The sequence below is a fragment of the Stenotrophomonas sp. AC248 genome (assembly GCF_979258185.1).
Genome location: NZ_OZ409840.1, coordinates 82422 through 108449, shown reverse-complemented (window position 1 = coordinate 108449; position 26028 = coordinate 82422). Strand labels below are relative to the sequence as shown.

General features: G+C 68.4%; 21 protein-coding genes. 4 read left to right on the top strand and 17 right to left on the bottom strand.

Annotated features, from left to right (window positions below; translation table 11 throughout):
* Positions 1 to 18: 18 nt before the first annotated feature.
* From ACZ0AE_RS00440 to glnA, 6 genes are all read right to left on the bottom strand, one after another.
* Complete coding sequence (locus ACZ0AE_RS00440; protein WP_463600120.1) at positions 19 to 924, bottom strand: NAD(P)/FAD-dependent oxidoreductase; 906 nt, start codon at positions 922 to 924, stop codon at positions 19 to 21.
* Between the two features lie 92 nt (positions 925 to 1016).
* The gene (gene mltA / locus ACZ0AE_RS00435; protein WP_463600119.1) at positions 1017 to 2168 is read right to left on the bottom strand and encodes a murein transglycosylase A; all 1152 of its coding nucleotides are present in this window, start codon (positions 2166 to 2168) and stop codon (positions 1017 to 1019) included.
* Between the two features lie 321 nt (positions 2169 to 2489).
* Positions 2490 to 3230 carry an N-acetylmuramoyl-L-alanine amidase gene (locus tag ACZ0AE_RS00430; RefSeq protein ID WP_463600118.1) on the bottom strand — a complete coding sequence of 247 codons (741 nt, stop codon included), beginning with the start codon at positions 3228 to 3230 and terminating at the stop codon, positions 2490 to 2492.
* A gap of 272 nt (positions 3231 to 3502) precedes the next feature.
* Positions 3503 to 4939, bottom strand: coding sequence for an ammonium transporter (locus ACZ0AE_RS00425; RefSeq protein ID WP_463600117.1), 1437 nt, complete (start codon positions 4937 to 4939; stop codon positions 3503 to 3505).
* An 18-nt stretch (positions 4940 to 4957) separates the two neighbouring features.
* Positions 4958 to 5296 carry a P-II family nitrogen regulator gene (locus ACZ0AE_RS00420; protein WP_026070924.1) on the bottom strand — a complete coding sequence of 113 codons (339 nt, stop codon included), beginning with the start codon at positions 5294 to 5296 and terminating at the stop codon, positions 4958 to 4960.
* 437 nt (positions 5297 to 5733) lie between these two features.
* On the bottom strand, positions 5734 to 7143 hold the full coding sequence (gene glnA / locus ACZ0AE_RS00415; RefSeq protein ID WP_038691327.1) for a type I glutamate--ammonia ligase: 1410 nt from the start codon (positions 7141 to 7143) through the stop codon (positions 5734 to 5736).
* A 221-nt stretch (positions 7144 to 7364) separates the two neighbouring features.
* Here glnA and ACZ0AE_RS00410 point away from each other — a divergent pair, with 221 nt between their 5' ends.
* Together ACZ0AE_RS00410 and ACZ0AE_RS00405 are read left to right on the top strand one after the other, a co-directional pair.
* Entirely contained in the window at positions 7365 to 8159 is a 795-nt protein-coding gene (locus ACZ0AE_RS00410; RefSeq protein ID WP_463602040.1) for an undecaprenyl-diphosphate phosphatase, read from the top strand.
* Between the two features lie 72 nt (positions 8160 to 8231).
* Positions 8232 to 9071: an META domain-containing protein gene (locus tag ACZ0AE_RS00405; protein ID WP_448132690.1), complete on the top strand. Its 840-nt coding sequence runs from the start codon at positions 8232 to 8234 to the stop codon at positions 9069 to 9071.
* A 239-nt stretch (positions 9072 to 9310) separates the two neighbouring features.
* Here the strand turns inward: ACZ0AE_RS00405 and ACZ0AE_RS00400 are convergent, their stop codons facing one another.
* The 9 genes from ACZ0AE_RS00400 to ACZ0AE_RS00360 form a co-directional block, all read right to left on the bottom strand.
* Positions 9311 to 9922, bottom strand: coding sequence for a YbhB/YbcL family Raf kinase inhibitor-like protein (locus ACZ0AE_RS00400; protein ID WP_448132689.1), 612 nt, complete (start codon positions 9920 to 9922; stop codon positions 9311 to 9313).
* A gap of 10 nt (positions 9923 to 9932) precedes the next feature.
* Positions 9933 to 12002 (bottom strand): tetratricopeptide repeat protein, encoded by a 2070-nt coding sequence (locus ACZ0AE_RS00395; RefSeq protein ID WP_463600116.1) that lies wholly within the window; start codon positions 12000 to 12002, stop codon positions 9933 to 9935.
* Between the two features lie 58 nt (positions 12003 to 12060).
* The gene (locus tag ACZ0AE_RS00390) at positions 12061 to 13050 is read right to left on the bottom strand and encodes a YheT family hydrolase (RefSeq protein WP_463602039.1); all 990 of its coding nucleotides are present in this window, start codon (positions 13048 to 13050) and stop codon (positions 12061 to 12063) included.
* Positions 13051 to 13106: 56 nt separating this feature from the next.
* Positions 13107 to 13898 carry a lysophospholipid acyltransferase family protein gene (locus ACZ0AE_RS00385; protein WP_038691332.1) on the bottom strand — a complete coding sequence of 264 codons (792 nt, stop codon included), beginning with the start codon at positions 13896 to 13898 and terminating at the stop codon, positions 13107 to 13109.
* 181 nt (positions 13899 to 14079) lie between these two features.
* Positions 14080 to 14517, bottom strand: coding sequence for a hotdog fold thioesterase (locus ACZ0AE_RS00380; protein WP_428711521.1), 438 nt, complete (start codon positions 14515 to 14517; stop codon positions 14080 to 14082).
* Between the two features lie 25 nt (positions 14518 to 14542).
* A complete protein-coding gene (locus ACZ0AE_RS00375) occupies positions 14543 to 16597 on the bottom strand; it encodes a phospholipase D family protein (RefSeq protein WP_463600115.1) in 2055 nt (684 codons plus the stop codon).
* Positions 16594 to 17184, bottom strand: a complete 591-nt coding sequence (locus ACZ0AE_RS00370) for a YceI family protein (protein WP_354283197.1) — start codon at positions 17182 to 17184, stop codon at positions 16594 to 16596. The genes ACZ0AE_RS00375 and ACZ0AE_RS00370 overlap by 4 nt, the downstream gene beginning before the upstream one ends.
* Before the next feature lie 3 nt (positions 17185 to 17187).
* Complete coding sequence (locus tag ACZ0AE_RS00365) at positions 17188 to 17664, bottom strand: SixA phosphatase family protein (protein WP_038691340.1); 477 nt, start codon at positions 17662 to 17664, stop codon at positions 17188 to 17190.
* Between the two features lie 17 nt (positions 17665 to 17681).
* Positions 17682 to 18314: a ParA family protein gene (locus ACZ0AE_RS00360; RefSeq protein WP_463600114.1), complete on the bottom strand. Its 633-nt coding sequence runs from the start codon at positions 18312 to 18314 to the stop codon at positions 17682 to 17684.
* Between the two features lie 130 nt (positions 18315 to 18444).
* Here ACZ0AE_RS00360 and ACZ0AE_RS00355 point away from each other — a divergent pair, with 130 nt between their 5' ends.
* Positions 18445 to 19929: an AAA family ATPase gene (locus ACZ0AE_RS00355; RefSeq protein WP_448132685.1), complete on the top strand. Its 1485-nt coding sequence runs from the start codon at positions 18445 to 18447 to the stop codon at positions 19927 to 19929.
* Positions 19930 to 20359: 430 nt separating this feature from the next.
* On the opposite strand, the gene ACZ0AE_RS00350 is transcribed toward ACZ0AE_RS00355, so the two are convergent.
* Positions 20360 to 21274, bottom strand: coding sequence for an AEC family transporter (locus ACZ0AE_RS00350; RefSeq protein ID WP_463600113.1), 915 nt, complete (start codon positions 21272 to 21274; stop codon positions 20360 to 20362).
* A 104-nt stretch (positions 21275 to 21378) separates the two neighbouring features.
* Positions 21379 to 22008, bottom strand: a complete 630-nt coding sequence (locus tag ACZ0AE_RS00345) for a tetratricopeptide repeat protein (RefSeq protein WP_463602038.1) — start codon at positions 22006 to 22008, stop codon at positions 21379 to 21381.
* 194 nt (positions 22009 to 22202) lie between these two features.
* Between ACZ0AE_RS00345 and ACZ0AE_RS00340 the strand changes: the two genes are divergently transcribed.
* Positions 22203 to 25904 carry an indolepyruvate ferredoxin oxidoreductase family protein gene (locus ACZ0AE_RS00340; protein ID WP_463600112.1) on the top strand — a complete coding sequence of 1234 codons (3702 nt, stop codon included), beginning with the start codon at positions 22203 to 22205 and terminating at the stop codon, positions 25902 to 25904.
* Positions 25905 to 26028 lie beyond the last annotated feature (124 nt).

The window sequence follows — 26028 nt, the reverse complement described above, 5'->3', positions numbered from 1 at the left end:
TGTAGCGCCAATGGCCCCTCAGTCCAGCAGACCCACCAGCGAATGATGCACGGCCACGCCGGCCAGCGCGCCCTCGCCGACCGACAGCGCGATGTTGCCCGCCATGCGGGCCGCGTCGCCGCAGGCGAACACGCCTTCCACGGTGGTCTGCTTGGCCGAATCGGCGGTGATGCAGCCGGCGTCCTGCAACTCACACCCCAACTGCTGGGCCAAGTCGCAGGACAGGCGCGACACCGGGGCGACGAACAGCGCATCGGTGACGACGCGGCGCCCATCGGTAAGCACGACGGTGGCCTCCCGATCCACGCGCAGCACAGGCGTCGTTTCGATGACCACGCCACACGCGTCCAGCCGCACCTTCTGCGCCGGATCGATGCGCGCGGCATCGCTGCAGAACAGGGTGACATTGCCCCAGTCGCACAGCAGCAGCGCCTGCCCTGCCCCGCCGTCATCGGAGCAGCCGACGACCCCGATGCGGCCTTCCTGCAGCTCATAGCCGTGGCAATACGGGCAGTGCAGCACGCTCCTGCCCCAGCGCTCGGCGAGACCGTCGATGGCGGGCAGCGTATCGGTGACGCCGTAGGCAAGAATCAGCCGGCGAGCTGAAAAGTGCTGGCCGCCTTCGCAATGGATGTCGAAGTGCTTGCCGCCGCCCAGGACCTCGGCACGTATGGCGCGCCCGGTGAGCCAGGCCAGGGTGGGATAGCGCATCAGTTCGCCACGCGACTGCGCGGCGATCTCGGCCGGGGCCATGCCTTCGCGGCCCAGAAAGCCATGGGCGACCACCGCGTTGCGGTTGCGCGGGGTGCCGCTGTCGATCACCAGCACGCTGCGCCGGGCCCGCACCAGTTGCAGGGCCGCGGACATGCCGGCATAGCTGCCGCCCACGATGATGACGTCGAAACGGTCGGGGAATGCGCTCATTGAGTCGAGTCACCTTGCCAGGAAGCATCCGCAACGGGATGCGAACGGCGAGCATAGGACCGGTGCGTGAAGCAGGCCTCACGCACCGGTCCCTACTCCGCCCTCGGCAACGCCGCGCCCTTGGGCCACAGCATCCAGATGAAGCCCTTCTGTTTCATGTCACCGGCCAGCTTGCCAGCGGCGTCGCCGGTGCCCCAGAACAGGTCGGCACGCACCTCGCCGGCAATCGCGCCGCCGGTGTCCTGCGCGGCCACCGGGCGCACCACCGCGCTGCCGTCCGGGCGCGTGGTGGACAGCCACAGCAGGCTGCCCAGCGGCACCACGTTGCGGTCCACCGCGACGCTGTAGCCGGCGGTGAGCGGCACGTTCAACGAACCGCGCGGGCCTTCGTCGCCGTCGGGGCCCTTGGTGAAGAACACGTAGCTGGGATTGCTGGCCAGCAGCTCGGGCACGCGGGCCGGATGCGCGATGGCCCAGGCACGGATGGCGTCCATGGTGACGTCGTCCTTTTTCAGCTCGCCCTGCTCCACCAGCCAGCGTCCGATCGGGCGGTAGGGGTGGCCATTCTGGTCGGCGTAGGCGATGCGCAGGTGGCGGCCGTCGGCCAGCACGATGCGGCCCGAGCCCTGGATCTGCAGGAACTGCAGGTCCATCGGGTGGGTGAGCCAGGCCAGCACCGGTGCCTTGACGCCCTGCGCGGCAATCGTCGCGGCATCGTCGTAGGGCTTGAGCACGCGGCCGTCGACGCGGCCGCGCAGGCGCTTGCCCTTGAGCTCGGGGTAGAGGCTGTCCAGCTGCACGCTGACCATGTCGCTGGGCACGCCGTAGACCGGCACGGTGGCCTGCGCGGTGCGGGTCAGGCTGCCGGGGTAGATGGGTTCGTAGTAGCCGGTGATCAGGCCATCAGCGCGGTTGCCGGCGGCGCGTAACGCGTAAACGTCCAGGCGCTCCTGCAGGAACTGGCGGATAGCGGCCGGCGTGGTGTCGACCGTCGCTGCCGCCGTGCAGGTGGATGCCCAGGTGGTGTCGGTCTTCAGGCGCGGGCAACTGCTGCGCCACGCGGCGAAGCCGGCCTGCAGGTCAGCATCGGAGACGGCGGGCAACGCGGTCCAGGCGGCCTTGACGTAGGTGTTGCCGGGCGCGCTGGGGCGCTGCGGGGACACGGCGCAGCTGGTCAGCAGCGCCAGGCCCATGAGCAGTGCCGCCGGAAGTCGGCATGCGGCGGTAAGGCGTGTGATCGTCATGGGCGAGGGTCCTGAAATGGTAGAGCCGACCGTTGGTCGGCTGGCGGTGCTGAAAATCGTAGCGCCGACCGTTGGTCGGCTGACGCGGCTGGAATCGTAGCGCCGACCGTTGGCCGGCTGACGCAGCTGGAATCGTAGAGCCGACCGTTGGTCGGCTGGCGGTGCGACCACGCGCGGTGTGTGAGGGAGAGCAGCCGACCAACGGTCGGCTCTACCGGTTCACGGGTGCGCGTGAGGGCCCGGCCCATGCGCGGTGACACAGGACATCGGCATGCGGCGGTGAGGCGTGGGATCGTCATTGGTCCTGGGATCGCGCGGCCGTTATGGCATCTGGCGCAGCAGCGAATGCAGGATGCGGGCGTCTTCGGCATCCAGTGTGGCGGGCAGGTCGTCGCGGCCGCGGAAGCGACGATGGAATGCGCCGACGGCGGCATCGCGGTCGTCCAGCGGGTAGCCGAAGGTCTGCAGCGCCAGGTACGCATCGAATCCTGCCGGTGCGGCGCCGTCGCTGTCGCGCGGCCACACGCCGAAGCCGGCCTGGGCCAGCTGCTGCCATGGGAAGAAGCGGCTGGGGTCCTGCTTGCGGGTGGGCGCGAGGTCGGCATGACCGATGACCTGCGTGCGCGGAATGCGCAGGCGCGTGCACAGGTCGTCCAGCAGGCGGATCACGGCGTCGATCTGCGCGGGCGCGAACGGGGTGTCGCCGTCGTTGTCGATCTCGATGCCGATCGAGGCCGAATTGAGGTCGGTGATGGTGCCCCAGCGGCCCGGGCCGGCATGCCAGGCGCGGCGGTCGTCGCCCACCAGTTGGTAGATGTGGCCGTCGGCACCGACCAGATAGTGCGCGCTGACTTTGCCCCCGCTGTTGGCGCTGCGCAGGGTGTCCAGGCTTTCCTGGACCGAGTGCTGGTCGGTGTGGTGCAGCACGATGATGACCGGGCTGCGCGCGTTGTAGTTGGGCGATGGCACCCAGCTGGCGAGTGGGCTGCGAATGCCGGTGCTGGCGCACGCAGCGAGCAGCAGGCAGGCGAACAGCGGCAGTACGGTGCGGATGGGGCGCATCCGATCATTGTGCGGGATTCTGTGCGCGGGTGCCGGCGGGCGGGTGTGTACGCGTGGGCGGTAGAGCTACGCCATGCGTGGCTGATTGCAGACGCCCAACAAAAAGCCGGCGACCCGAAGGCCGCCGGCGAAGGTACTGCTTCTCTCTCGCTTTTCTTGTTTCTTTCGTTGCCGGGCAGAGCCCGGCACTACGGTTGGTTGCGTTGACGGGCAGAGCCCGGCACTACGGTTGGCTGGTTGCCGGGCAGAGCCCGGCATTACGTTGCGGGCGATCAGGCCTCGTAGGCGGATTCGCCGTGCGAGGTGACGTCCAGGCCGGTGCGCTCGGCTTCTTCGGTGACGCGCAGGCCGAACACCATGCGGACCACCAGCAGGATCACCGCGGTGACCACGGCGCACCAGACGATGGTGAAGCCGACGCTGACCAGCTGCACCCAGACCTGGTGGCCGATGTCGAGATCGGCCTTGGTGCCGCCCAGCGACTGGGCGCTGAACACGCCGGTGAGCAACGCGCCGACGATGCCGCCGATGCCGTGCACGCCGAACACGTCGGCGGTGTCATCCACGCGCAGCAGGCGCTTGAGACCGGTCACGCCCCACACGCAGACCACGCCGGCCACCAGGCCGATCACGATCGCGCCGAGCGGGCCCACGGTGCCGCAAGCCGGGGTGATGCCGACCAGGCCGGCCACCGCGCCGGACGCCGCGCCCAGGGCCGACGGCTTGCCCTTGCTCACCGCTTCCACCAGCGTCCAGCCCAGCACCGCCGCGGCAGTGGCCAGGATGGTGTTGAGGAAGGCCAGCGACGCCACGGTGTCGGCGGCGGCGGCCGAGCCGGCGTTGAAGCCGAACCAGCCCACCCACAGCAGCATCGCGCCGATGTAGGTAAACGGTACGTTGTGCGGCTTCAGCGCGGTCTGGCCGTAGCCGATGCGCTTGCCGACGAAGTACGCGCCGACCAGGCCGGCCACGCCCGCATTGATGTGAACCACGGTGCCACCGGCGAAGTCGATCGCGCCCATCGCCCCCAGGTAACCGCCGCCCCACACGATGTGGGCCATCGGGATGTAGCTCAGGGTGAACCACAGCGCGGAGAACAGCAGCACTGCCTTGAACTTGATGCGCTCGGCGAAGGCACCGACGATCAGCGCGGTGGTGATGCCGGCAAACGTCGACTGGAACGCGACGAACAGATAGTCGGGGAGGCCCTTGATCGGGGTGTTGCCGACCGAGTCGGGGCTGAAGCCCTTGAGGAAGGCGAACTCGGTGAAGGAGCCGAAGAAGGCGTTGCCTTCACTGAACACCGCGCTGTAGCCGTAGGCCACCCACAGGATCAGGATCAGCGAGAACACCACCAGGATCTGGCTGAGGATGGACAGCACGTTCTTGGAACGCACCAGGCCGCCATAGAACAAGGCCAGGCCGGGTACCACCATCAGCAGTACCAGCAGGGTGGAGGTGAGCATCCAGGCCACGTCGCCGTGATCGAAGCTGGGCGCGGCAGCGACGGCAGCCTCGGCGGCCGGTGCGGCCGGCGCGGCGGCAACGGGCAGCGGCTCGACCGCGACCGTCTCCGACGGTGCCGGGGTGACCTGCGCCTGGGCCTGCGCGGTGCTGGAGAACGCGCCAACGGCCAGTGCGCTGACCAGCATCAACAGGCACACGGCATGGAACCGGGCTTGCCACCCGGTGAACAAAGAGGTCTTCATTGTGGGCTCCGAGTAGGGTTAGAGCGCGTCAGCGCCGATTTCGCCGGTGCGGATGCGAACGACCTGTTCGACCGCGGTCACGAAGATCTTGCCGTCACCGATCTTGCCGGTGCCAGCCGCGTTCTGGATCGCTTCGACCACCGCGTCCAGGCGGTCGTCGGTGACCACCGTTTCGATCTTGATCTTCGGCAGGAAATCCACGACGTACTCCGCGCCGCGATACAACTCGGTGTGGCCCTTCTGGCGCCCGAAGCCTTTCACTTCGGTCACGGTGATGCCCGACACGCCCGCATCGGAGAGGGCCTCGCGGACCTCGTCGAGCTTGAACGGCCGGATGATGGCGGAGATCAGTTTCATGCGCATGTCCCGATGGTGGATGGAACCGGCGGTGTGTTGCTGGCCGGTGTCAGGTCAGCGGGCGGCCACTTGCACATGGCCGCCCCCTGGTGCGCCGAACGATGCATGGGCCTCGCCACTGCCGGGGCCCTTGCGGGCAACGGTAGCGGTGACGCGGGAGGGAGGAGGGGCCCATGGCACGCGTCCGGTCTCTCTTGCCCCTGGTGGTGCAGCGGACCAACGGTCCGCTCTACCTTTCATAGCGGACCAACGGTCTGGTCTACCTTTTGCAGCGGACCAACGGTCCGCTCTACCGGGTATAACGAACCAACGGTCCGCTCTACCGCACATAACGGACCGGCGGTCCGTTTTACACGTGCCTTGCCGGCTCCCCAGCCGGAAAAGCAGTGACGATGACGAAGGTGGGAGGGAGGGCCTTCGTCATCGTCACCGGTTGCTCAGTTGGCGTAGTACATCTGGTACTCGAGCGGGTGCGTGGCGGCGCGGAAGCGGGTCACTTCCTGCATCTTCAGCGCGATGTAGCCGTCGATGAAGTCGTCGCTCATCACGCCGCCGGCCTTCAGGAACTCGCGGTCCTTGTCCAGCGCTTCCAGGGCCTGGTCCAGCGAGGAGCAGACCTGCGGGATCAGCTTCTCTTCTTCCGGCGGCAGGTCGTACAGGTCCTTGTCGCTCGGTGCGCCCGGGTCGATCTGGTTCCGGATGCCGTCCAGGCCGGCCATCATCAGCACGGTGAAGGTCAGGTAGCCGGACTGGATCGGATCGGGGAAGCGCATTTCGATGCGGCGCGCCTTCGGGTTGGACACCCACGGAATGCGGCACGATGCCGAGCGGTTGCGGGCCGAGTAGGCCAGCATCACCGGGGCTTCGAAGCCCGGAACCAGGCGCTTGTAGCTGTTGGTGCCGGAGTTGGCGAAGGCGTTGATGGCCTTGGCGTGCTTGAAGATGCCGCCGATGTACCACAGCGCCATCTGGCTCAGGCCGCCGTAGCCGTCGCCGGAGAACAGGTTGGTGCCGCCCTTGGACAGCGACTGGTGCACGTGCATGCCGCTGCCGTTGTCACCGACGATCGGCTTGGGCATGAAGGTGGCGGTCTTGCCGTTGCGGTGGGCGACGTTCTTGATGACGTGCTTCATGCGCAGCAGTTCGTCGGCCTTCTGCACCAGGGTGCTGAACTTGGTGCCGATCTCGCACTGGCCGGCAGTGGCCACTTCGTGGTGCTGCACTTCCACTTCGATGCCGACCTGTTCCAGGGTCTTGCACATTTCAGCGCGCAGGTCGTGCAGCGAGTCGGTCGGCGGCACGGGGAAGTAACCGCCCTTCACCGCCGGACGGTAGCCGCTGTTGGCGCCGTCGTACTTGTCACCGGTGCTCCACGCGGCTTCTTCGGAATCGATCTTGAAGAAGGTGTGGCCCATGTCGTTGGCGAAGCGGACCGAGTCGAAGATGAAGAACTCCGGCTCCGGGCCGAAGAAGGCCTGCTCGGCGATGCCGGAGGACTTCAGGTAGGCCTCGGCGCGCTTGGCGATGCCGCGCGGGCAGCGGCCGTACGGCTGCATGGTGGCCGGGTCGAGGATGTCGCAGCTGATCACCAGGGTCGGGTCGGCGTAGAACGGGTCGATGTAGGCGCTGGCCGGGTCCGGGAGCAGGACCATGTCCGATTCGTTGATGCCTTTCCAGCCGGCGATCGAGCTGCCATCGAACATCTTGCCTTCTTCAAACAGCGACGGCTCGACGATGCTCACCGGGAAGGTGACGTGCTGTTCGATACCGCGCATGTCGACGAAACGCAGGTCGATGAACTCGATCTGGTTGTCCTTGATCAGCTTCTCAACGTTTTCCACGGACATCGGTGAAACCCTCGGATGGATGATTGCGTAGGTGAGTAGAGCAATCGCCGTGCCAACTTTTCACTCTTCACAAGTTGTTGATTTCATTGGCCGCGCACCCTTCCCGCCGCGGAAGCCGCCGCACCACAACGGTGCAACGGCCGCACCACGCACACATTTGGTGCGGCGTTTGATGTTTTATGCTTTACCGCGATTTCATCCATTCCGAGTCCCAGCACCCGATGTCCGACCTGCTCTCTGCCCTGTTGTTGGGCATCCTCGAAGGCCTTACCGAATTCCTCCCGATCTCCAGCACCGGCCACCTGCTGATTGCCCAGCACTGGCTGGGCGCGCGCTCGGACTTCTTCAACATCGTGATCCAGGCCGGCGCGATCCTGGCCATCACCCTGGTGTTCCGCCAGCGGCTGTGGACGCTGGCCACCGGCCTGCACGAGCGCACCAACCGCGACTACGTGATGAAGCTGGGCACCGCCTTCCTGGTCACCGCCGTGGTGGGCCTGCCGGTACGCCTGGCTGGCTGGGAGCTGCCCGAGACGGTCACCCCGGTGGCCTGGGCGCTGATCATCGGCGGTATCTGGATGATCCTGGTGGAAACCTACAGCGCACGCCTGCCCGACCGCGACGAGGTGACCTGGAAGGTGGCCATTCTGGTCGGCCTGGCGCAGGTGGTGGCCGGGGTGTTCCCGGGCACCTCGCGTTCGGCGGCGGCGATCTTCATCGCGATGCTGTTTGGCCTGAGCCGGCGCGCGGCGGCCACCGAGTTCGTGTTCCTGGTGGGCATTCCCACCATGTTCGCCGCCAGTGCCTACGCGTTCCTGGAAATGGCCAAGGACGGCAAGCTCGGCAACGAGAACTGGACCGACGTGGGCGTGGCCTTCCTTGCCGCCGCCGTCACCGGCTTCGTCGTAGTGAAGTGGCTACTGGGCTATATCAAGTCCCACAAGTTCACCGCGTTTGCGTTCTATCGCATCGCACTGGGCGCGGCACTGCTGCTGTGGTTGCCTGCTGGCAACTGAACACCGCCGGTACCTGCCTGACCCCGTTTCGTACGCTGCACCGTTTTTCCCCGGGTTCCCAAGGAGATGTCCATGAACCGCACCCGCACCCTGATGCTGATCCTGCCGCTGGCCCTGATGGCCGCCTGCAGCAACCCGTCCACCACCGCACCGGCCGGCACCGGCAGCGATGACCTCGCCCCCGCGCCGACGGCCGCCGCCACTACCCAGGCCGCCGCCAAGCTGGACGTGCAGCGCCTGCAGGGCAACCACTGGCTGCTGGACAGCGCCACCGATGCCAGCGGCAAGCGCGTGGACGCCCTGTTTGCCCGTGCCGACAAGCCGGTGACGCTGGACTTCAACGACGGCCGCCTGTCGGTGAGCAACACCTGCAACCGCATGGGCGGCGGCTATACGCTGGCCGACGGCACCCTGACCGTGTCGCCGATGGCCTCGACCATGATGGCCTGCACCGACAAGGCGCTGATGGCGCTGGACCAGGCCGTGGGCTCGCGACTGGAAGGCGCACTCAAGGCTGAACTGGCCGGCCAGGGCCAGCTGACCCTGCGCACCGCCGCCGGCGACGTGCTGGTCTTCAACCCCGAACCGACCGCCGAAACCCGCTACGGCGGCGAAGGCGAGACGGTGTTCCTGGAAGTGGCCGCGAAGACCAAGCCGTGCTCGCACCCGATGATCCCGGATATGCAGTGCCTGCAGACCCGCGAAGTGGCCTTTGACGACAAGGGCCTCAAGCAGGGCACCCCGGGCGCGTTCGAGAACTTCTACGGCACCATCGAGGGCTACACCCACGAAGACGGCGTGCGCAACGTGGTGCGTGTGAAGCGCTACAAGATCGCCAACCCGCCGGCCGACGCCTCGTCGCTGGCGTACGTGCTGGACATGGTGGTCGAGTCGGAAACGGTCAAGAATTGAAACGCGGAAGGGCGGCCAGAGGCCGCCCTTCTTCTTTCTACAGGTAGTGCCGGCCGCTGGCCGGCTCCTCATGAACCTTCGGAAGGGCCCGTGGGGTGCCGGCCGCTGGCCGGCTCCTCATGAACCTTCGCAAGGGCCCATGGGGTGCCGGCCGCTGGCCAGCTCCTCATGAACCTTCGGAAGGGCCCATGGGGAGCCGGCCAGCGGCCGGCACTACCGGATCGGGGCGGCTGGGTTGATCAACCCAGCGCTGGATTCAACGTATACGTGCCGTGCAACGCGGCCTCGGCCAGCACATGGCCGTGCATCGCCCGGTGCACATCGGCGGCGGTGAACGGCGTCGGCAGGTCCAGCTGCGCCACGTCCAGCGCGAACAGCCGGAAGAAATACCGGTGCACGCGTTCGTCGTTGAACGGCGGGTACGGGCCGTCGTAACCCAGGTACTGGCCGGCCATGTCCGGGTTGCCGGCAAACCAGCCGGTGAAGTCATTCAGGCCCTGACGCGACCCGGCCGGTCCGGCCGGCGCGGTCTTGCCCTTGACCGTGAAGCCTTCGCTGCAGCTGCCGGCCACGATCTCGCGCAACGTGGCCGGAATGTCGGCCATGGCCCAGTGCACGAAGTCGGCGCGCGGCTGGTCGCGGGGCACGGTGCAGTCCTGCCGGCCCACCGTCTCCGGTACGGTCGGCACATCGGGGTCGATGCACAGCAGGGCGAACGAACGGGTGCCCTCGGGCACCTCGCTCCAGGCCAGCGGTGGGTTGCGGTTGGGGGCGAAGCCAGCGGCGTCACCGGCGGCAAACTCCGCCGCGATCGGCTGGCCATTCTGAAGGCGGGTGCTGCTCAGGCGCATGCGGAACTCCTCATTCTTCCGGGTAACCAAGGCGCACCGCGACCGGCGTCAGCAGCGCAAACGGCGCGGCCATCACCTCGCGGTACTGGCGCCAGTGGCCGGCCGGCAGGCGCGCCGGACCCAGCGTGGGCGCCGGCGGGAAGCGCATGCCGAACAGACGGCCAAGGTGCTCGGCCATCACGGCCGGGTCGTTGCCGATGCCATCGATGTTGACCAGCGCATGCGGGTACAGGTCCTGCTCGTGCAGGGTGGCCACCTGGGCCAACGAACGCGCCAGCCACTCGGCGGCTTCGTCGATGCCGTTGACCGCGAACGGCGCCGGTGCGCCATGCGCCAGCCAGTGCAGCAGCATGTCGCGCGGGTCGCGCAGTACCACCAGCAGGCGGCCTTCGGGCAGCTGCGGGCGCAGCGCCCACAACAGCGCGTTGTCCCACCACAGCAGCCAGTCGATCACATTGGCGTCGGCCAGCCCGCGCGAGGGCAGCTGTTCGCGCCACTGGGCCACCAGCTGCTCGGGGCTGAGCGTGCCGGTCGAGAGGTTCTGCAGGGTGTGGTAGCTCTGGAAGGCATCGTCGGGCGGGTTCTGGCCGAAACGGTCGCCACGCAGCACGTTGCTGGCCGCGGCGATGGCCGCGACCACGCGCTCCACGCCCGACCCCGGTGCACCCCAGACCAGCATCGGGCGGGCCACGGCGTCCTCGGCAATGGTGCCCATCTCCGGCCAGCTCAGCGGCGCCTTGGCCTGCGGCGGCAGCGGCAGGCGCTGGCCGGCTTCTGCGGCGTGCGCGCCAACCCAACTGCGCAGGGCGTCGGCATGCTGCCCGGCCTGGTCCTGGACGGCGCCCAGCCACGTACGCAGGGTGGACTTGGCCGCGTCCGGTGCGCTGTCATGGATGGCCTGCACATGGGCGACCGCCGCCTGCGGGTCGCGTGCCAGCAGGGCGTCCACGATGCGGGTCTCGCCGCTGGCGCGGCCCGGCTCAAGCGCCACGATGCGGCGTGCGATCGCCTCGGCGGCCTCGCCTTCGCCGGCCATGTCGTGCAGGCGCATGCGGGTTTCCAACGCCGGCAGGTGCTCGGGCATGGCCTGCAGCCAGCGCTCGCCCACGGCAACCGCTTCGGCCGCACCCACCACTTCGATGGACAGCCGCGCCAGCCACAGGTCGTGCAGCTGCGGGTGGGTGTCCAGCAGCGCGTCCAGGGTGTCGCGGGCCTGCTGTTCGCGACCCAGGCGCTGCCAGGCCATCAGCAGCAGCTGCAGCGTGTGGCGATCGGCGGGCGTCTGTTCCAGCACCGGCAACAGGTGCTCCAGCGCCTGCAGCGGCTGGCCGGACTGCAGTTCCAGCTCACCGGCCAGGCGGCGCGTGGCCGGGGTGTCGCCGTCGGGCTCGGCCAGCACCTGGCGCAGCGTGGCCGCGGCCGATTCGCTGTTGCCCTGGCGCAGCGCCAGCTGCACCAGCAGCGCGCGCAGCGAGGTCACGGCCGGATTGAGCTCGATCACGCGCCGGAACGCCTGCTCGGCGAAGGCCAGCATGTCCTTGCTCATGTAGGCAAACCCGAGCGCGTACAGCACCCGCGCGTCATCCGGCAGCGCACGTGCGGCGGCCGACAGCAAGGCCAGCGCGCGGTCGCCCTCGCCCCGGCGCAGCGCGATCATGCCGTTCAACGCCGCAAGTTCGGGGCTGTCCTCGTCCAGGCGGGCGGCGGTGCGGGTGATGCGCTCGGCTTCGTCCACGTCGTTGCGGAGCAGCGCCATGTGCGCCTGCATCAGGTAGGCCGAAAGCTCATTGGGATTGAGCGACGCGGTGCGGTCCAGCGCCGACCCGGCCGCGTCGAACTGGCGCAGGGCCAACAGCAGGCCAGCGTGCTGCAGGTGCAGGTCGGCGTTGTCCGGCGCCAGCGCCAGGGCCTGCTGCAGGCTCTCCAGGGCGGCGTCGTACTGGCCCTGCTGCTGCAGCGACAGCGCCAGCCAGCGGTGCGCCTGCGGCTGCTCCGGCTCGTCGGCGGTCCACTGGCGCGCAAGCTGCACGGCATCGTCGGCCGCATTGCGGCGCAGGGCTTGGAGGATCTTGTCTTGCATGACGGTCCAGCGTGGGTCAAACCCCGATTGTAGAGCACGCCCGCCGGGCCAAGCTCGCTCAGCGCACGGCTTCGGCGCGCAGCCGCTGGGAGACCCAGCGTTCGGAGAAGCCGTCGCCGCGCCAGTTCTCCAGGAAGCCGCAATGGCCGCCCCACGGGGCGATTTCCAGGTGGGCGTGGGCCGGCAGGCGCCAGCCGTCGAAGGTGGCGAACGGGATCACCGGGTCATCCTGGGCCATCAGGATGTCGGCCGGCACGGCCAGCCCGGCCAGCCGGTCACCGGCAATCGAGTACCCGTCGAAATACGCCTGCAGCGAGCCGAAATCGGTGTGGTGCTCGACCAGCCAGGCGGTGAGGGCGCGGATGTCCAGCTTGAGCACCCGGTCGTCCCAGTCGCTCAGCTCGGGGAACAGATCACGCTTGCGGCGCAGCGAGCCCGCCCATTTGCGCCGGAAATACCAGTCGTACATCGCCGGGCCGTTCTCGATGCTCTCCATGGTGATGGCCGGGTCCAGCACCGGGCACACCGACGCCACCCGGCGCAGCGGCACCCCCGCCGACGGCGCGCGCAGCGCCAGCCGCAGCACGAAGTTGCCGCCCAGCGAATACCCGGCCGCGACCAGCGGCAACTGCGGCCAGCGCTGGGCGATGTCGCCGGCGGCCTGGACCACTTCGTCGATGCGGTTGGAGTGGAAGATGCCCGGGTTGAGGTGGTGGGTGTTGCCGTGGTCGCGGAAATTCAGCCGCACCACGTCGAACCCTTCCTCCAGCATGCGTGCGGCGGTCATGCGCATGTAGCTGGACTCGGCACTGCCTTCCCAGCCATGCAGCAGCAGCGCCATGCCGATCGGCTCGCGGCCTTCCACGTGGCTGTGCCAGCCCTGCAGGCGCACACCTTGCCCGCCGTCCAGGATCAGCTCGTCGGTCATCGCCCCGGTGGCGGCAAGCAGCATCAGGCCGCGCTGCATGCGCATGCGGCTGGAGCTGAGCATCGACTGCAGGTGCGGATTGCGCAGCCAACGCGGCGGGCGGTAGTCGGCAGCGGTCAACATGGGCGGCAGCCTGCTCCCGGTTGCGACGCTGGCGCGTGAAGAGCCGACATGCGCTACTCGGCGTTCATCGCCGCCAGGATGCGCGTCCGCGAAGTTTCAGCGATGCGGCGACGGCCTTCCAGGTCGTGCGTACCAATGGGCGCGAGGAAATGCACCTCGGCGCGGCGGGCCGGCTCACCGAGCAGGCGCAGGAAATTGGCGAAGAAACTCTCGCCCGGGCCGAACGCCACGATGGTCTGGGCGTCGCCGCGCCAGCCATAGCGCAGCGCCACCGGCTGCACCGGGACCTGGGCTTCCACCGCGGCCTGGAAGATGCGGGCGTGGAACGGGCCCACTTCATGGCCGCCGCGGGTGCGCCCCTCGGGGAACACGCCCACGGCCTTGCCCTCGCGCAGGCGTACCACCATTTCCTGCATCACCCCGCCCAGCGACTCGGTGCTGCCGCGCTGGTGGAAGATGGTCTGGCCGCGGGCGGCCAACCAGCCCACCACCGGCCAGCTGGCGATCTCGCGCTTGGCCACGAACCCCATCATGCGCTGGCTGTGCAGCATGTTGATGTCGACCCAGCTGACGTGATTGGCCACGAACAGCACCGCACCCGGCAGCGGCGTACCGATCCGGTGCAGGCGGAAGCCGAAGATCCACATCAGGCCGCTGGACCATGCATTGACCGCGACGTGCTCGAACGGACGGTTGCCCACGCGCATGACGCCCCACGGGGGCAGCATGGCGATCAGCAGCATCGGCAGGAACAGCAACAGGTGGACCAGCAGCAGCGGTACGCGGTACAGGTAACGGCACACACGCGCCACGCCGCCACGTGAGGCCGGGGTGGGGGAATTCATCCGCGCACGATACCCGAGCGCCGCAGGGTCTGCCAGCCGCAGACGGCCAAATCGATAACGCGGGAGGGCCAGTGACCGCAAGGGGTCAAGCCGCTGCCCGGTTGCGGCACAGCGCGCGCACCGACAGTGCGCCGGCGCACTGTGGCGACCGACGCAACACAGCATCCATGCAGTGCAGCGATCAGACCGGGGCGACCGCCGGAACCACGGCCAGCGTCAGCCGTGAGGTGCACACCAGGCGGCCACCCTCGTCTTCGATGCGGATGTCCCAGACATGGGTACTGCGGCCGACGTGCACCGCACGCGCGGTGCCGGTGACCACGCCGCCGCGCATGGCGCGGATGTGGTTGGCGTTGATCTCCAGGCCCACGCACACCTGCTGGGTGGTGTCCACGCACAGATTGCCGGCGCTGCTGCCGAGCGTTTCGGCCAGCACCACCGAGGCGCCACCGTGCAGGATGCCGTAGGGCTGGCGGGTGCGCGCATCCACCGGCATGGTGGCGCTGATCCAGTCCTCACCGGCGGCGGTGAAGACGATGCCCAGGTGGTCGATGAGGGTGTTGCGGCTGAGTGCGTTGAGTGCCTCGATCGACACCGCCTCGCGGAATACCTGGGACATGCAGCAGCTCCGTGGAACCAAGGGTTTACAGGATCGGCACCAGGCCGGCGCCGAAGGCGGTCAGCATGCGTACCAGCAGCCATTTCGGGCCGACGTTGACCTCGGGGAAGTCGCCGACGGCCACGTAGCACTTATGGAAATCCTCGTGCTGCCGGCGCAGCGGCGCCGGGCAGTCGGGGCCGGGCTTGAATTCGTAATCGGTGGCGTAGCGCCACGGCCAGAAATCCAGCACGGGCAGTGCTTCGGATGCCTTGCCGACGCTGTAGTTCAAGCCGGACAACACCGGCGGCTTGGTGCGCGGCGCCACCACCCACGAGTTCTGCGGGTGGATGTCGCGCAGGATGCTCTGCGCCAGCGCTTCGGCAAACACCGGGTCGTCGATGATCACCGCGCCTTCGGTGTTGTAGTTCTCGCTGCGCGGATCGAAGTTGTGCGTGCCGATCACGCCGATGCGGCGGTCCACCACCATCGACTTGGCATGCAGGCCCATGCGCGCACCGGTGCGGGTAACCGGCAACGGCTTGTTGACCGCCTTGGTGCCCAGGAACGACGGCCGGGTTTCGGCGCGCAGCACCCGGCGCTCGACCACGCTGCCGTCGGTGCGGCGGCGTGCGGCCGGGCCGGGGGTTGTCTGGCGCGGGGTGGCGCTGGCCGTGGTGTCCGCGTCGGGCTCACTACGCCGGCGCTCGCCGTTGCCGGCACTGCCGCGGGCGTTGCTGCCGGCCGCGCTGCCGCCAATCAGGCTGCTGCGCTTGCCGTCCGACGGCGGCGCCTCGCCCAGCGGGGCCGGCAGCAGGTTGCGGTAATCCACCGGGGCATCCAGCGGGAACGGCTTGTATTCGTAGATGTTGAAGCCCAGCTCGCGCAGGTTGCGCCGCTTGTACTTGTAGGACAGCGCGTAGACGATCGGATTGTCGGTGGCCGCCAGGCTGTTGGACGACACCACGATGCGCGGCGGCTGGGGGCGCTTGCGCAGGTCGGAGAACAGCTTGCGGGCGGGCTTGGACAGCACCAGGTAGGGGGTCTGCAGCAGCACTTCGGTCTGCGCGCTGGAAATCAGCGCGTCCAGCTGCGGCTCGGTGACGTGCTGGCCGTTGGCCGGTTGGCTGGCCCGTTCGCGGCGGTGTTTGCGCGGCAGGTCGGCCACGTAGCGCACCGATGCCACCGGCAGCGCGGTGTCGACAAACGCCCGGGTGACATACGCCGGGTCGTCGGCTTCGGCGCTGACCCGCGCGATCCGCTGCGGGTGGCGGAACTCGGCCGGCGGCATCGGCGGCGCACCGTTCTTGAGCAGCAGGCCGCCGACATCGTTGAGGCGTTCGGCCGGCACGCTGCGCGGCGCGCGCCAGAAGGCGTCGAAGTTGGCCGCCATCTCGCGCACTTCCGGGCCCGCCACGAGGACGTCGCGGTCGCGGAAGTTGTATTCGCTGTCCCAGTCGTAATAGTCGTCCTGGTAGTTGCGGCCGCCCACCACGCCCAGCGCATCGTCGATCACCAGCAGCTTGTTGTGCATGCGCTGGTTGAAGCGACGGAAGCAGCACAGCACGCTGCCGGCGTAATCGAAGTAGTTCAACCGCGCCTTGCCGAAGGTGGGGTTGTACACCCGCAGCTCGAAGTTCTGGTGGCTGCTGGCCAGCGCCCCGAGGATTTCCAGGTCCGAGATCGCCGAGAGCTGGTCGATCAGCACCCGCACCTTGACCCCGCGCCGGGCCGCGCCCAGCAGTTCGTCCAGCACCAGCCGGGCGCTGTCGTCCTTGTCGAAGATGTAGGTCTGCAGGTCGATGCTGCGGGTGGCGCTGCGGATCAGGTTCAACCGTGCCACCAGCGACACCTCGCCCTCATCGATGATGGTGGCGTAGTGCTGCGGGGCGGCCTCGGTGGAGGCGGCAAACGCCTTGCCGCCCAGGCCACGCAGCGGCGAATCGAGCGCGCAGCGGTCCGGCTGGTTGCACTCGACCACGGTTGAACGGGCCTGCACGGCAATGCCGGCCGCGCGCTCACGCTCGGCGTTGGACAGCGACGCACAGCCACTGACCAGCAACAGCAGTGCCAGCAGCACGATCTTCAACAATGGGTTCACGGTTTCGGCGCCTCGCTCAGACGCGCTCGCAATACGAAGGTCACTCGATCACTCAAGGCTAGCTGCCAGCTGTCCATTCCATACCGGCCTCGCTGCACATTGCCGCGGCTGACCACGTCGCAATCATACCCGGCCCGGGGGCACTCCGCCGGTTCGACCCGCAGGGTCTCCGGGTGGCTTACCCCGCGCAGGATCAGCCTGCCCTCCACCCCGCCGCCCTTGTCCACGACCTCGGGCCAGTAGGGCACCGAGTCGAACTCGACCACCGGGTAGCGCGCCGAATCGAAGAACTCTTCGCCGCGCATCCAGCCGGTGTAGCGGGCCTTGCCGGGGATTTCCACGTAGCGGGTGAACATCCGCAGGTGCACCTGGTGGCGCCCGTCGGACAGCACCTCGATACGCCCCTCGAAACGCGGGAACACCCCTTCGATGCGCTGCCCCAGCCGGGTGCGGATCTCGAAACCGAAGCGCGAGCGCGCGGTATCGAACTCCAGCACCTGGCGCGGGGCAGGCGCCGGTGGTTCAGCGCAGGCCGCTTCGGCTGCCAGTGCCAGCAGGCAGCCCAACAACACGCGCACTACCGCCATGGGCTACGGCCACCAGAACGCGGTCAGGGTGGCCACGCCGGGCTCGATGCTGGCCTTGCCGTCCACCGACAGCACCGCGATGCCGCCCGGCGGCATGCCGCGGTAATCGCTGCTGGTGCCTTCACTGAGCAGCGCCACCAGCTGTTCCAGGCCGGGGTTGTGCCCGACCACCAGCAGCCGGTCGACATCGCCACGGGCCTCGATCAGGCCCATCAAGGTGCCCGGGGTGGCGTCGTATACGGCATCTTCCAGGCGCTTTTCGACAAAACCGGTGATGCCCAGCACGGCCTCCAGGGTTTCACGGGTGCGCCGCGCCGGCGAGCACAGCACGCAATCGGGCAGCAGGTTGTTCTCCTTCAGCCAGCGGCCGGCCGCTTCCGCTTCGGCCAGGCCGATCGGTGACAGCGGACGGTCAAGGTCAGCCTGGCCGGTACTGGCGGCTTCGGCGTGGGCATGGCGCAGCAGGATCAGTTCTCGCATAAAGGCTCTCTTCCGGATCAGGCTTTCTTCAGCCACTTCAACAGTGGCTCCCAGTCACTCTGGTGCTCGCGCACCTGCGCGGAGCGGTAATCGAACAGGCTGCGTCCCAGCCCGACCATCACCACGTAACTCTGGCTGTCGCGCAGCTGCGCGACAACGTCATACGGCCACTCGGCCAGCATCTGGATGGCCTGCTGGGAGGTCTGGGTCCACGGCTTGGTGCGGTTGAGCACCAGCCCCACCGGCAGCGCGCGGCGGTGCACGCGCGGCACCTTGGACAGGCTGTTGAGGAAGCCGACGATGGCTTCGATGTCCAGCGCGGAGGGCAGCACCGGCACCACCACGGCATCGGCAATGTCAAGGAAGTGGCCCAGATCGTCGGCCAATGCCCCGGCCGGTGCGTCGATGATCACTTCGTCGGTGCCGTCGGGGATGAGTTTCTCCCAGGCCTTCTTGCGGTAGACGTCCACCGGCAGCACGGCGCTTTCCAGCACCGCGCGGCGCTGCGCCCAGCGGGTGCTGGAGCCCTGCGGGTCGGCGTCGGCCAGCACGGTCCGTTTGCCGTCCAATGCGGCATGCGCCGCCAGGTGGGTGGCGACGGTGGTCTTGCCCACCCCACCCTTGGAACCGGCTACCAGGATCGTCTTCATGCCAGCCTCGCTTCCGGGGAACGTCGTCGCAGCGTACACCGCCGTCCGTGACGGAGATAGTCGCACTGCTGAACCCCTGCACCGGCCGGCGCTTTGCTATCGTGCGCGATCCAATGGACTGCAAGCCGGCATGAGCGAGTTACAGGACCTGAGCGCGCTGATCCGCGCCAACACCCCGCTGATCATCATCGAGACCCAGGACGAGGGTCGCATCGTGGAGCTGTTCCGGCAGACCCTGATGCATGTCTGGCGGGCCCTGCACCGCTGGTCCATCACCGAGGGCCTGCGCCGCATCGACATGGACCGCGAGGACGACGCGGTTGGCCCGCCCGATGCCAGTTCGGCCCTGCAGATGATCCGCCAGGCCGAGCAGCGCGGCATCTACCTGCTGCTCGATTTCCATCCCTACCTGGGCTATGCCAGCCACCAGCGCGCGCTGCGCGACCTGATCCAGCGCCGCCACTGCGAAGCCCACGTGCTGGTGCTGATCGGTGCCAAGGTCGAGCTGCCGGCCGAACTGGAAGCCCTGGCCACCCGCTTCAACCCGCGCCTGCCCGACCTCAACGCGCTGCTGAAGATGCTGCGCGAAGAGGCCGAAGCCTATGCCCGCGAGAACGGCGGGCGGCGGGTCGAAGTGGACAACGAGGCGGTCAAGAAGATCCTGCACAACCTGCGCGGCCTGAGCATGGTGGACGCGCGACGCATCGGCCGGCAGCTGATCTTCGCCGACGGCGCGCTCAGCCAGGACGACCTGCCGCAACTGGCCCGGCTCAAGTTCGAGCTGCTCAACCGTGCCGGACACCTGCACTTCGAATACGACACCACCCGCTTTGCAGACGTGGCCGGGGCCAACCGGCTCAAGCGCTGGGTGAACCAGCGCCGCCCGGTGTTCCTGGGGGGCCAGGGCCCCGCCGGGCTGGACCCGCCCAAGGGCATGCTGCTGCTGGGGGTCCAGGGCTGTGGCAAGTCGATGCTGGCCAAGGCCACCGCCGCCGGCTTCGGGGTGCCCCTGCTGCGGCTGGATTTCGGCAGCCTGTATGACAAGTACCACGGCGAGACCGAGAAGAACCTGCGCGACGCCCTGGCCTCGGCCGAGCAGCTGGCGCCGTGCGTGCTGTGGATCGACGAGATCGAGAAGGGCCTGGCCAGCGGTGGCGAGGACGGCGGGGTGTCACGGCGCGTGCTGGGCTACCTGCTGACCTGGCTGGCCGAGCGCAAGGGCGCGGTGTTCATCGTGGCCACTGCCAACCAGGTGCACGAGCTGCCCGCCGAACTGCTGCGCAAGGGCCGCTTCGACGAGATCTTCTTCGTCGACCTGCCCGATGCCAACACCCGGGTGGAGCTGCTGCGCCTGCACCTGGGCCGGCGCCAGCTCAATGCCGACGATTTCGCGCTGCCGGCCCTGGCCGCCGCCGCCGACGGCTTCTCCGGTGCCGAGATCGAACAGGCCGTGGTGGCCGGGCTGTACGCCGCCCATGCCGAGGAACGCGTGCTGGATACCGACCTGCTGATGGCCGAGATCCGCAGCAGCCGGCCGCTGTCGGTATTGATGGCCGAACAGGTCACCGCACTGCGCGAATGGGCGCGCGGCCGCACGGTAAGCGCCGACGGTTAAACGTTCGGCGCCTCGCCGACGTTCGCCGACCCGCCGACGTATTCTTGTTCGGGTTGCTGCGGGTAAACGTTCGCCGACCCGCCGACGTAGAGCCGACCGTTGGTCGGCTGACGCGCGCGGGCGGTGTCGGTGGCCCTGGTAGAGCAGCCGACCAACGGTCGGCTCTACCGGTTCCTATGAGGTAAACGTTCGCCGACACGCCGACGTAGAGCCGACCGTTGGTCGGCTGACGCGCGCGGGCGGTGTCGGTGGCCCTGGGTAGAGCAGCCGACCAACGGTCGGCTCTACCGGTTCCTATGAGGTAAACGTCCGCCGACACGCCGACGTAGAGCCGACCGTTGGTCGGCTGACGCGCGCGGGCGGTGTCGGTGGCCCTGGTAGAGCAGCCGACCAACGGTCGGCTCTACCGGTTCTTCGGCTCTACCGGTTTTTATGCGGGTTGTTGCAGCACGGCTACCCACGCGGGCAGCGTCACCAGCGACAACAGAATGCCGTACCCCACCATCGCTGCGGCCAGCCGCGGTGCCAGCCGGTGCGAGATCGCCAGGGCGGCGGCGGTGATCATGGTCGGCATCGCCGATTCCAGCACGTTCACCTGCAGCATCGTGCCCTGCAGGCCCAGCAGCCACGAGATCGGCACCGCCAGGGCGGGCATCACCAGCAGCTTCAGCGCCAGCCCGATCCCCAGCGGGGTGAGTTCCTGGCGTGACAGCCGCAGCCGGATCGACAGGCCAACCGCCAGCATCACCAGCGGCAGCATCGCATCGGCCAGTTGCTTCAGGCCGTTACCTATCCAGGAAGGCGGCTGTTCGGGCATCAGCAGCAGTGCGAACAGCAGCGCCCACAGCGGCGGGAACCGCGCGATGCGGGCCAGCACCTGGGCCGCCGTGGGCGGGGTGTCGCCGCTGTAACGGGCAATCACGTACAGGCCGAAGGTGGACAGCAGCAGGAACGTGCCGAACTGGTCGTAGACCACCGCGTAGGGCAGTGCGGCGTCGCCCAGCAGGGCGCGCACCATCGGGTAGCCGATGAAGCTGGAGTTGGCCAGGGTCACGCAGATCAGCAGCACCGCGTGCACGTCGCGGGCAAAGCCGCACACGCGCGTGGCCAGCGACACCAGCGCCCAACTGGCCAGCATCAGCAGCCAGGGCGTGGCCATCAGCCCGATCAGACTGGCATCCAGGTGCAGCCGCGGCACGTAGGTGAGCACCGCCGCAGGCAGGCACACATACAGCACCACGCGGTTGAGCACCTCGGCGCTGGTCTCGGGCAGCGCGCGCAGGCGCGCAAACAGCATGCCCAGGCCAAGCATGGTCAGGATCAGGGCGAACGCATCGAAAGCCATCGCAACAGCCTAGCCGATGCGCAGGCCGCCGCCGCTCCGACCTTGGTCGAAGCGAGGTACCACAGGTCCGGTACGGGCGGCCGCCACAGGCAGCGCCCGGTGGCTCAGGGCCAGGCCGGCGGTTGTGCCGCCCAGGCCTGTTGCACCTCGGCCAGGGTGGCGCGCTCGCTGTCGCGCCAGCTGGGCAGCAGGTCGGCGTAGCGTGCCGAACTGCTCCATTGCTGGGGCTCGGTGCGTACCGCCGCGGCGTACCACTGCACGGCCTCGTCTTTGCGCCCCAAGGTCCACAGCGCCAGCGCGTAGGTGGCCGGCACCCAGGACGGGTTGCCGCGCATGCCGCCCTGGGCCGTGCTCCACTGCGCCAACGCCGCCTCCGCCTCGCCCAGCCGGAACAGGTCCCAGCCGTAGTTCCAGCGCACCGCGCGCCCCGTCGCCGTGGTCGGCGGCGCGCTGCTGCTTGCCTCGGCGTACAGCGTGCGGCCCAGCTCCGGACGCCCCTGCGAGAACGCCACGCCCGCCAGCTGCACGGTGGCATCGAGCGCCTTGCGCCCGCGCTCGCGCTGCTTCATGAGCTGGTCCACCAGGTCGCCACTGCCGGCCGGCACCACCACCATCGGAACGGCAGCGGGATCGGTGTCGAAGTAGAACTCCTGCAACGCGGGCAGCGGCTGCGCCGCTACCCCGAATGTCGTCATTGCGGCGATCAACGCCGCAGCCAAACCAGCCGCCCGCATCACGCCGGCGCGCCCCTGTCTTGCCACTGCCATGCAAACTCCCCCGGGTTGTCACAACAACCTCCCATCCCGATCCTAACCCCAGCGTGCGCCCGGATGCGAGTGCCCGAGGTCCATTTCGGCGCCACTGCTACAATCCGCGCCTTTCCGGTCGTGTTTGCTGCGACCGTGCCAGCCGACTTCCCGGGCCAGCCATGACCAGTACCGCCGAACTCACCTCGCCCTCCTCCGCCAACCAGCCCGACGCCGGTGGCCTGGACGCCAGCTATACGCTGGACCACAAGTACACCCGTACCGATGGCCGCATCTACCTGAGCGGGGTACAGGCGCTGGTACGGCTGCCGTTGATGCAGCGCCTGCGCGACGAGGCGGCCGGGCTGGACACCGCCGGCTTCATCAGCGGCTACCGCGGCAGCCCGCTGGGCGGCTTCGACCTGGAACTGTGGCGGGCCCGCCAGCACCTGGAGGCGGCGCGGGTGAAGTTCACCCCCGGCCTCAACGAGGACCTGGGCGCCACCATGGTCTGGGGTACCCAGCAGACCAACCTGTTCCCGGGCGCCAAGGTCCAGGGCGTGTATGGCATGTGGTACGGCAAGGGCCCGGGCGTGGACCGCTGCGGCGACGTGTTCAAGCATGCCAACGCGGCCGGCACCTCGGTGCACGGGGGCGTGCTGGCGCTGGCCGCCGACGACCATGCCTGCCGCAGCTCGACCCTGCCGCATGGCAGCGAGGACGAGTTCGTCAGCGCGATGATGCCGGTGCTCAACCCGGCCGGTGTGCAGGACATCCTGGACATGGGTCTGCTCGGCTGGGCAATGAGCCGCTATACCGGGCGCTGGATCGGCTTCAAGACCATTGCCGAGACCGTGGAATCCTCGGCCTCGGTGCAGGTCGACCCGTTCGCGCGGAAGATCCTGCTGCCCGAGGACTTCGAGATGCCGGCCGGTGGTCTCAACATCCGCTGGCCCGATCCGCCGCTGGACCAGGAAATGCGCCTGCACCGCTATGCGGTTGCCGCCGCGCAGGCCTTCGCCCGTGCCAACGGCATCGACCGGGTGGTCATGGACTCCCCGCGTGCGCGGCTGGGGATCGTCACCACCGGCAAGAGCTACCTGGACGTGCTGCAGGCGCTGGAATACCTGGGCCTGGACGAGCAGGCCTGCGCCGATATCGGCATCCGCGTGTACAAGGTCGGCATGACCTGGCCGCTGGAGCCGGTGGGCATCGCGCGCTTTGCGCAGGGCCTGGAAGACATCGTGGTGGTGGAGGAAAAGCGCGCCTTCATCGAGCGCCAGATGAAGGAGCAGTTCTACAACTGGCCGGCCAGTGCCGGCCCGCGCCCGTCGATCGTGGGCAAGTACGACGAGGCGGGCACCTGGATCCTGCCGTCCACCAACGAGCTGACTCCGGCCACCATCGCCGGCGTCATCGGCCGCCGCATCCAACGCTTCTTCACCAATGAATCCATCGAACAGCGCCTGCGCTGGATGGACGAAAAGGAAGCCGAGCTGGCCCTGCCGCGCGCCAGCTTCCCGCGCGTGCCGCACTACTGCTCCGGCTGCCCGCACAACACCTCCACCCGCGTGCCGGAAGGCTCGCGCGCGCTGGGCGGGATCGGGTGCCATTACATGGTCACCTGGATGGACCGCAGCACCGACACCTTCACCCACATGGGCGGCGAAGGTGTCACCTGGGCCGGGCAGGCCGCATTCACCGACACCGAACACGTATTCCAGAACCTCGGCGATGGCACCTACTTCCACAGTGGCTCGCTGGCAATCCGCCAGGCCATCGCGGCCGGGGTCAACATCACCTACAAGATCCTCTACAACGACGCGGTGGCGATGACCGGCGGGCAGCCGGTGGACGGCACCCTGAGCGTGCCGCAGATCGCCCACCAGATGCGTGCCGAAGGCGTGCAGACGATCGTGCTGGTGAGCGATGAGATCGGCAAGTGGAACAAGCGCGAGCTGTTCCCCGAGGGCGTGGAGTTCCATGACCGCGCCGAGCTGGACGCGGTGCAGAAGCAGCTGCGCGAGGTGAAGGGCACCAGCATCCTGATCTACGAGCAGACCTGCGCCACCGAGAAACGCCGCCGCCGCAAGCGCGGCAAGCTGGTCGATCCGCCCAAGCGGGTGGTGGTCAATTCGCTGGTGTGCGAAGGCTGCGGCGACTGCGGGCAGAAGAGCTTCTGCGTGTCGGTGCTGCCCAAGGAAACCGAGTTCGGGCGCAAGCGCGACATCGACCAGTCCAACTGCAACAAGGACTACAGCTGCACCACCGGCTTCTGCCCCAGCTTTGTCACCGTGCACGGCGGCAAGCCGCGCAAGGGCGCGCGCAGTTCGAAGACCGCGCTGCTGGACAACCTGCCGGCACCGACCTTCCGCACCACCCTGGACCAGCCCTGGAACATCCTGATCACCGGCGTCGGTGGCACCGGCGTGGTCACCATCGGCGCACTGCTGGGCATGGCCGGGCACCTGGAAGGCAAGGGCGCCAGCGTGCTCGACCAGACCGGGCTGGCCCAGAAGGGCGGCGCGGTCACCACCCATATCCGCATCGCACGTACGCCCGAAGACATCCACGCGGTACGCATCGCCGCCGGCGAAGCCGACCTGGTGGTGGGCTGCGACATGGTGGTGGTGAACGACTACTGGGCGCTGTCCAAGGTGCGCGCCGAGCGCTCGCAGGTGGTGCTCAACACCTATGAAGCAATGCCGGGCACCTTCACCACGCGCCCGGACATGCAGTTCCCCGCGGCCGACATCATCGCCGGCATCCGCGTGGCGCTGGGCGGGCGCGAGCCGCTGCTGCTCGATGCCACCCAGTTGGCCACCGCCCTGCTCGGCGATGCGATCGCGTCGAACCTGTTCATCCTGGGCTATGCCTGGCAGCAGGGGCTGGTGCCGATCTCGTTCGAGGCGCTGATGCGCGCGGTGGAACTCAACGGCGCGGCCGTGCAGATGAACCAGCAGGCGTTCGCCTGGGGCCGCCTGGCCGCCGTGGACCCGCAGGCCGTGCAGCAGGCCGCCGGCCTGGTGCGCAACGGCCACACCGATGCCGAGCGCACGCCCGGCCCGCTGCACGACCTGCCGCCGGGCGAGTGGGAAGGCAACGAATGGGGCGCCAACGCAGCCCCGCGCGATACCGGCGACGAGCGCGAGCTGCGTGGTCTGCCCGGCCATGGCGTGGGCGAGGATGTGGCGTTCCTGCCGCTGGACGACGAGCGCCTGTCGCGCTCGCTGGACGAGATGGTCGAACGCCGCGTGCGCTTCCTCACCGACTACCAGGACAGCGCCTACGCCGCGCGTTACCGCGCGCTGGTGGACAAGGTGCGGGCCGCCGAGTGGGACGCGGTGGGCAGCACCGCGCTGACCGAAACCGTGGCGCGCTATTACTTCAAGCTGATGGCCTACAAGGACGAGTACGAAGTGGCACGGCTGTACACCAGCGGCGAATTCCAGCGCCGCCTGCAGCAGCAGTTCGAGGGCGATTTCCAGGTGCGCTTCCACCTGGCCCCGCCGCTGTTTGCCAAGAAGGACGAGCAGGGCCGCCTGATCAAGCAGGAATACGGCCCGTGGATGCTCAAGGCGTTCGGCCTGCTGGCCAAGCTGAAGTTCCTGCGCGGCGGCACCTTCGACGTGTTCGGCCGCACCGCCGAACGCCGTGGCGAACGCCAGCTCATCGCCGACTACGAACAGACCGTGGCCCTGCTGCTGGAGGGGCTGCGCGATGACCGCGTGGCGTTGGCGGTGGAGATCGCCAGCATCCCCGAACACATCCGCGGCTACGGGCACGTCAAGGAAGCGCACCTGCACAAGGCCAAGGCACGCGAAGCCACCTTGCTGGCACAGTGGAAGAACCCACGCGCCCTGCATATCGTGCAGGTGGCATGAGGTAAGCGAACGCTGGCATCGGGTGTGATGTCAGCGTTCGGCTACACCGGTAGGAACATTGCCAGAGTGAGACCCGTCTCACCACGGGAAAAGCAACGTATACATTGCATTTCGTAAATGCAAT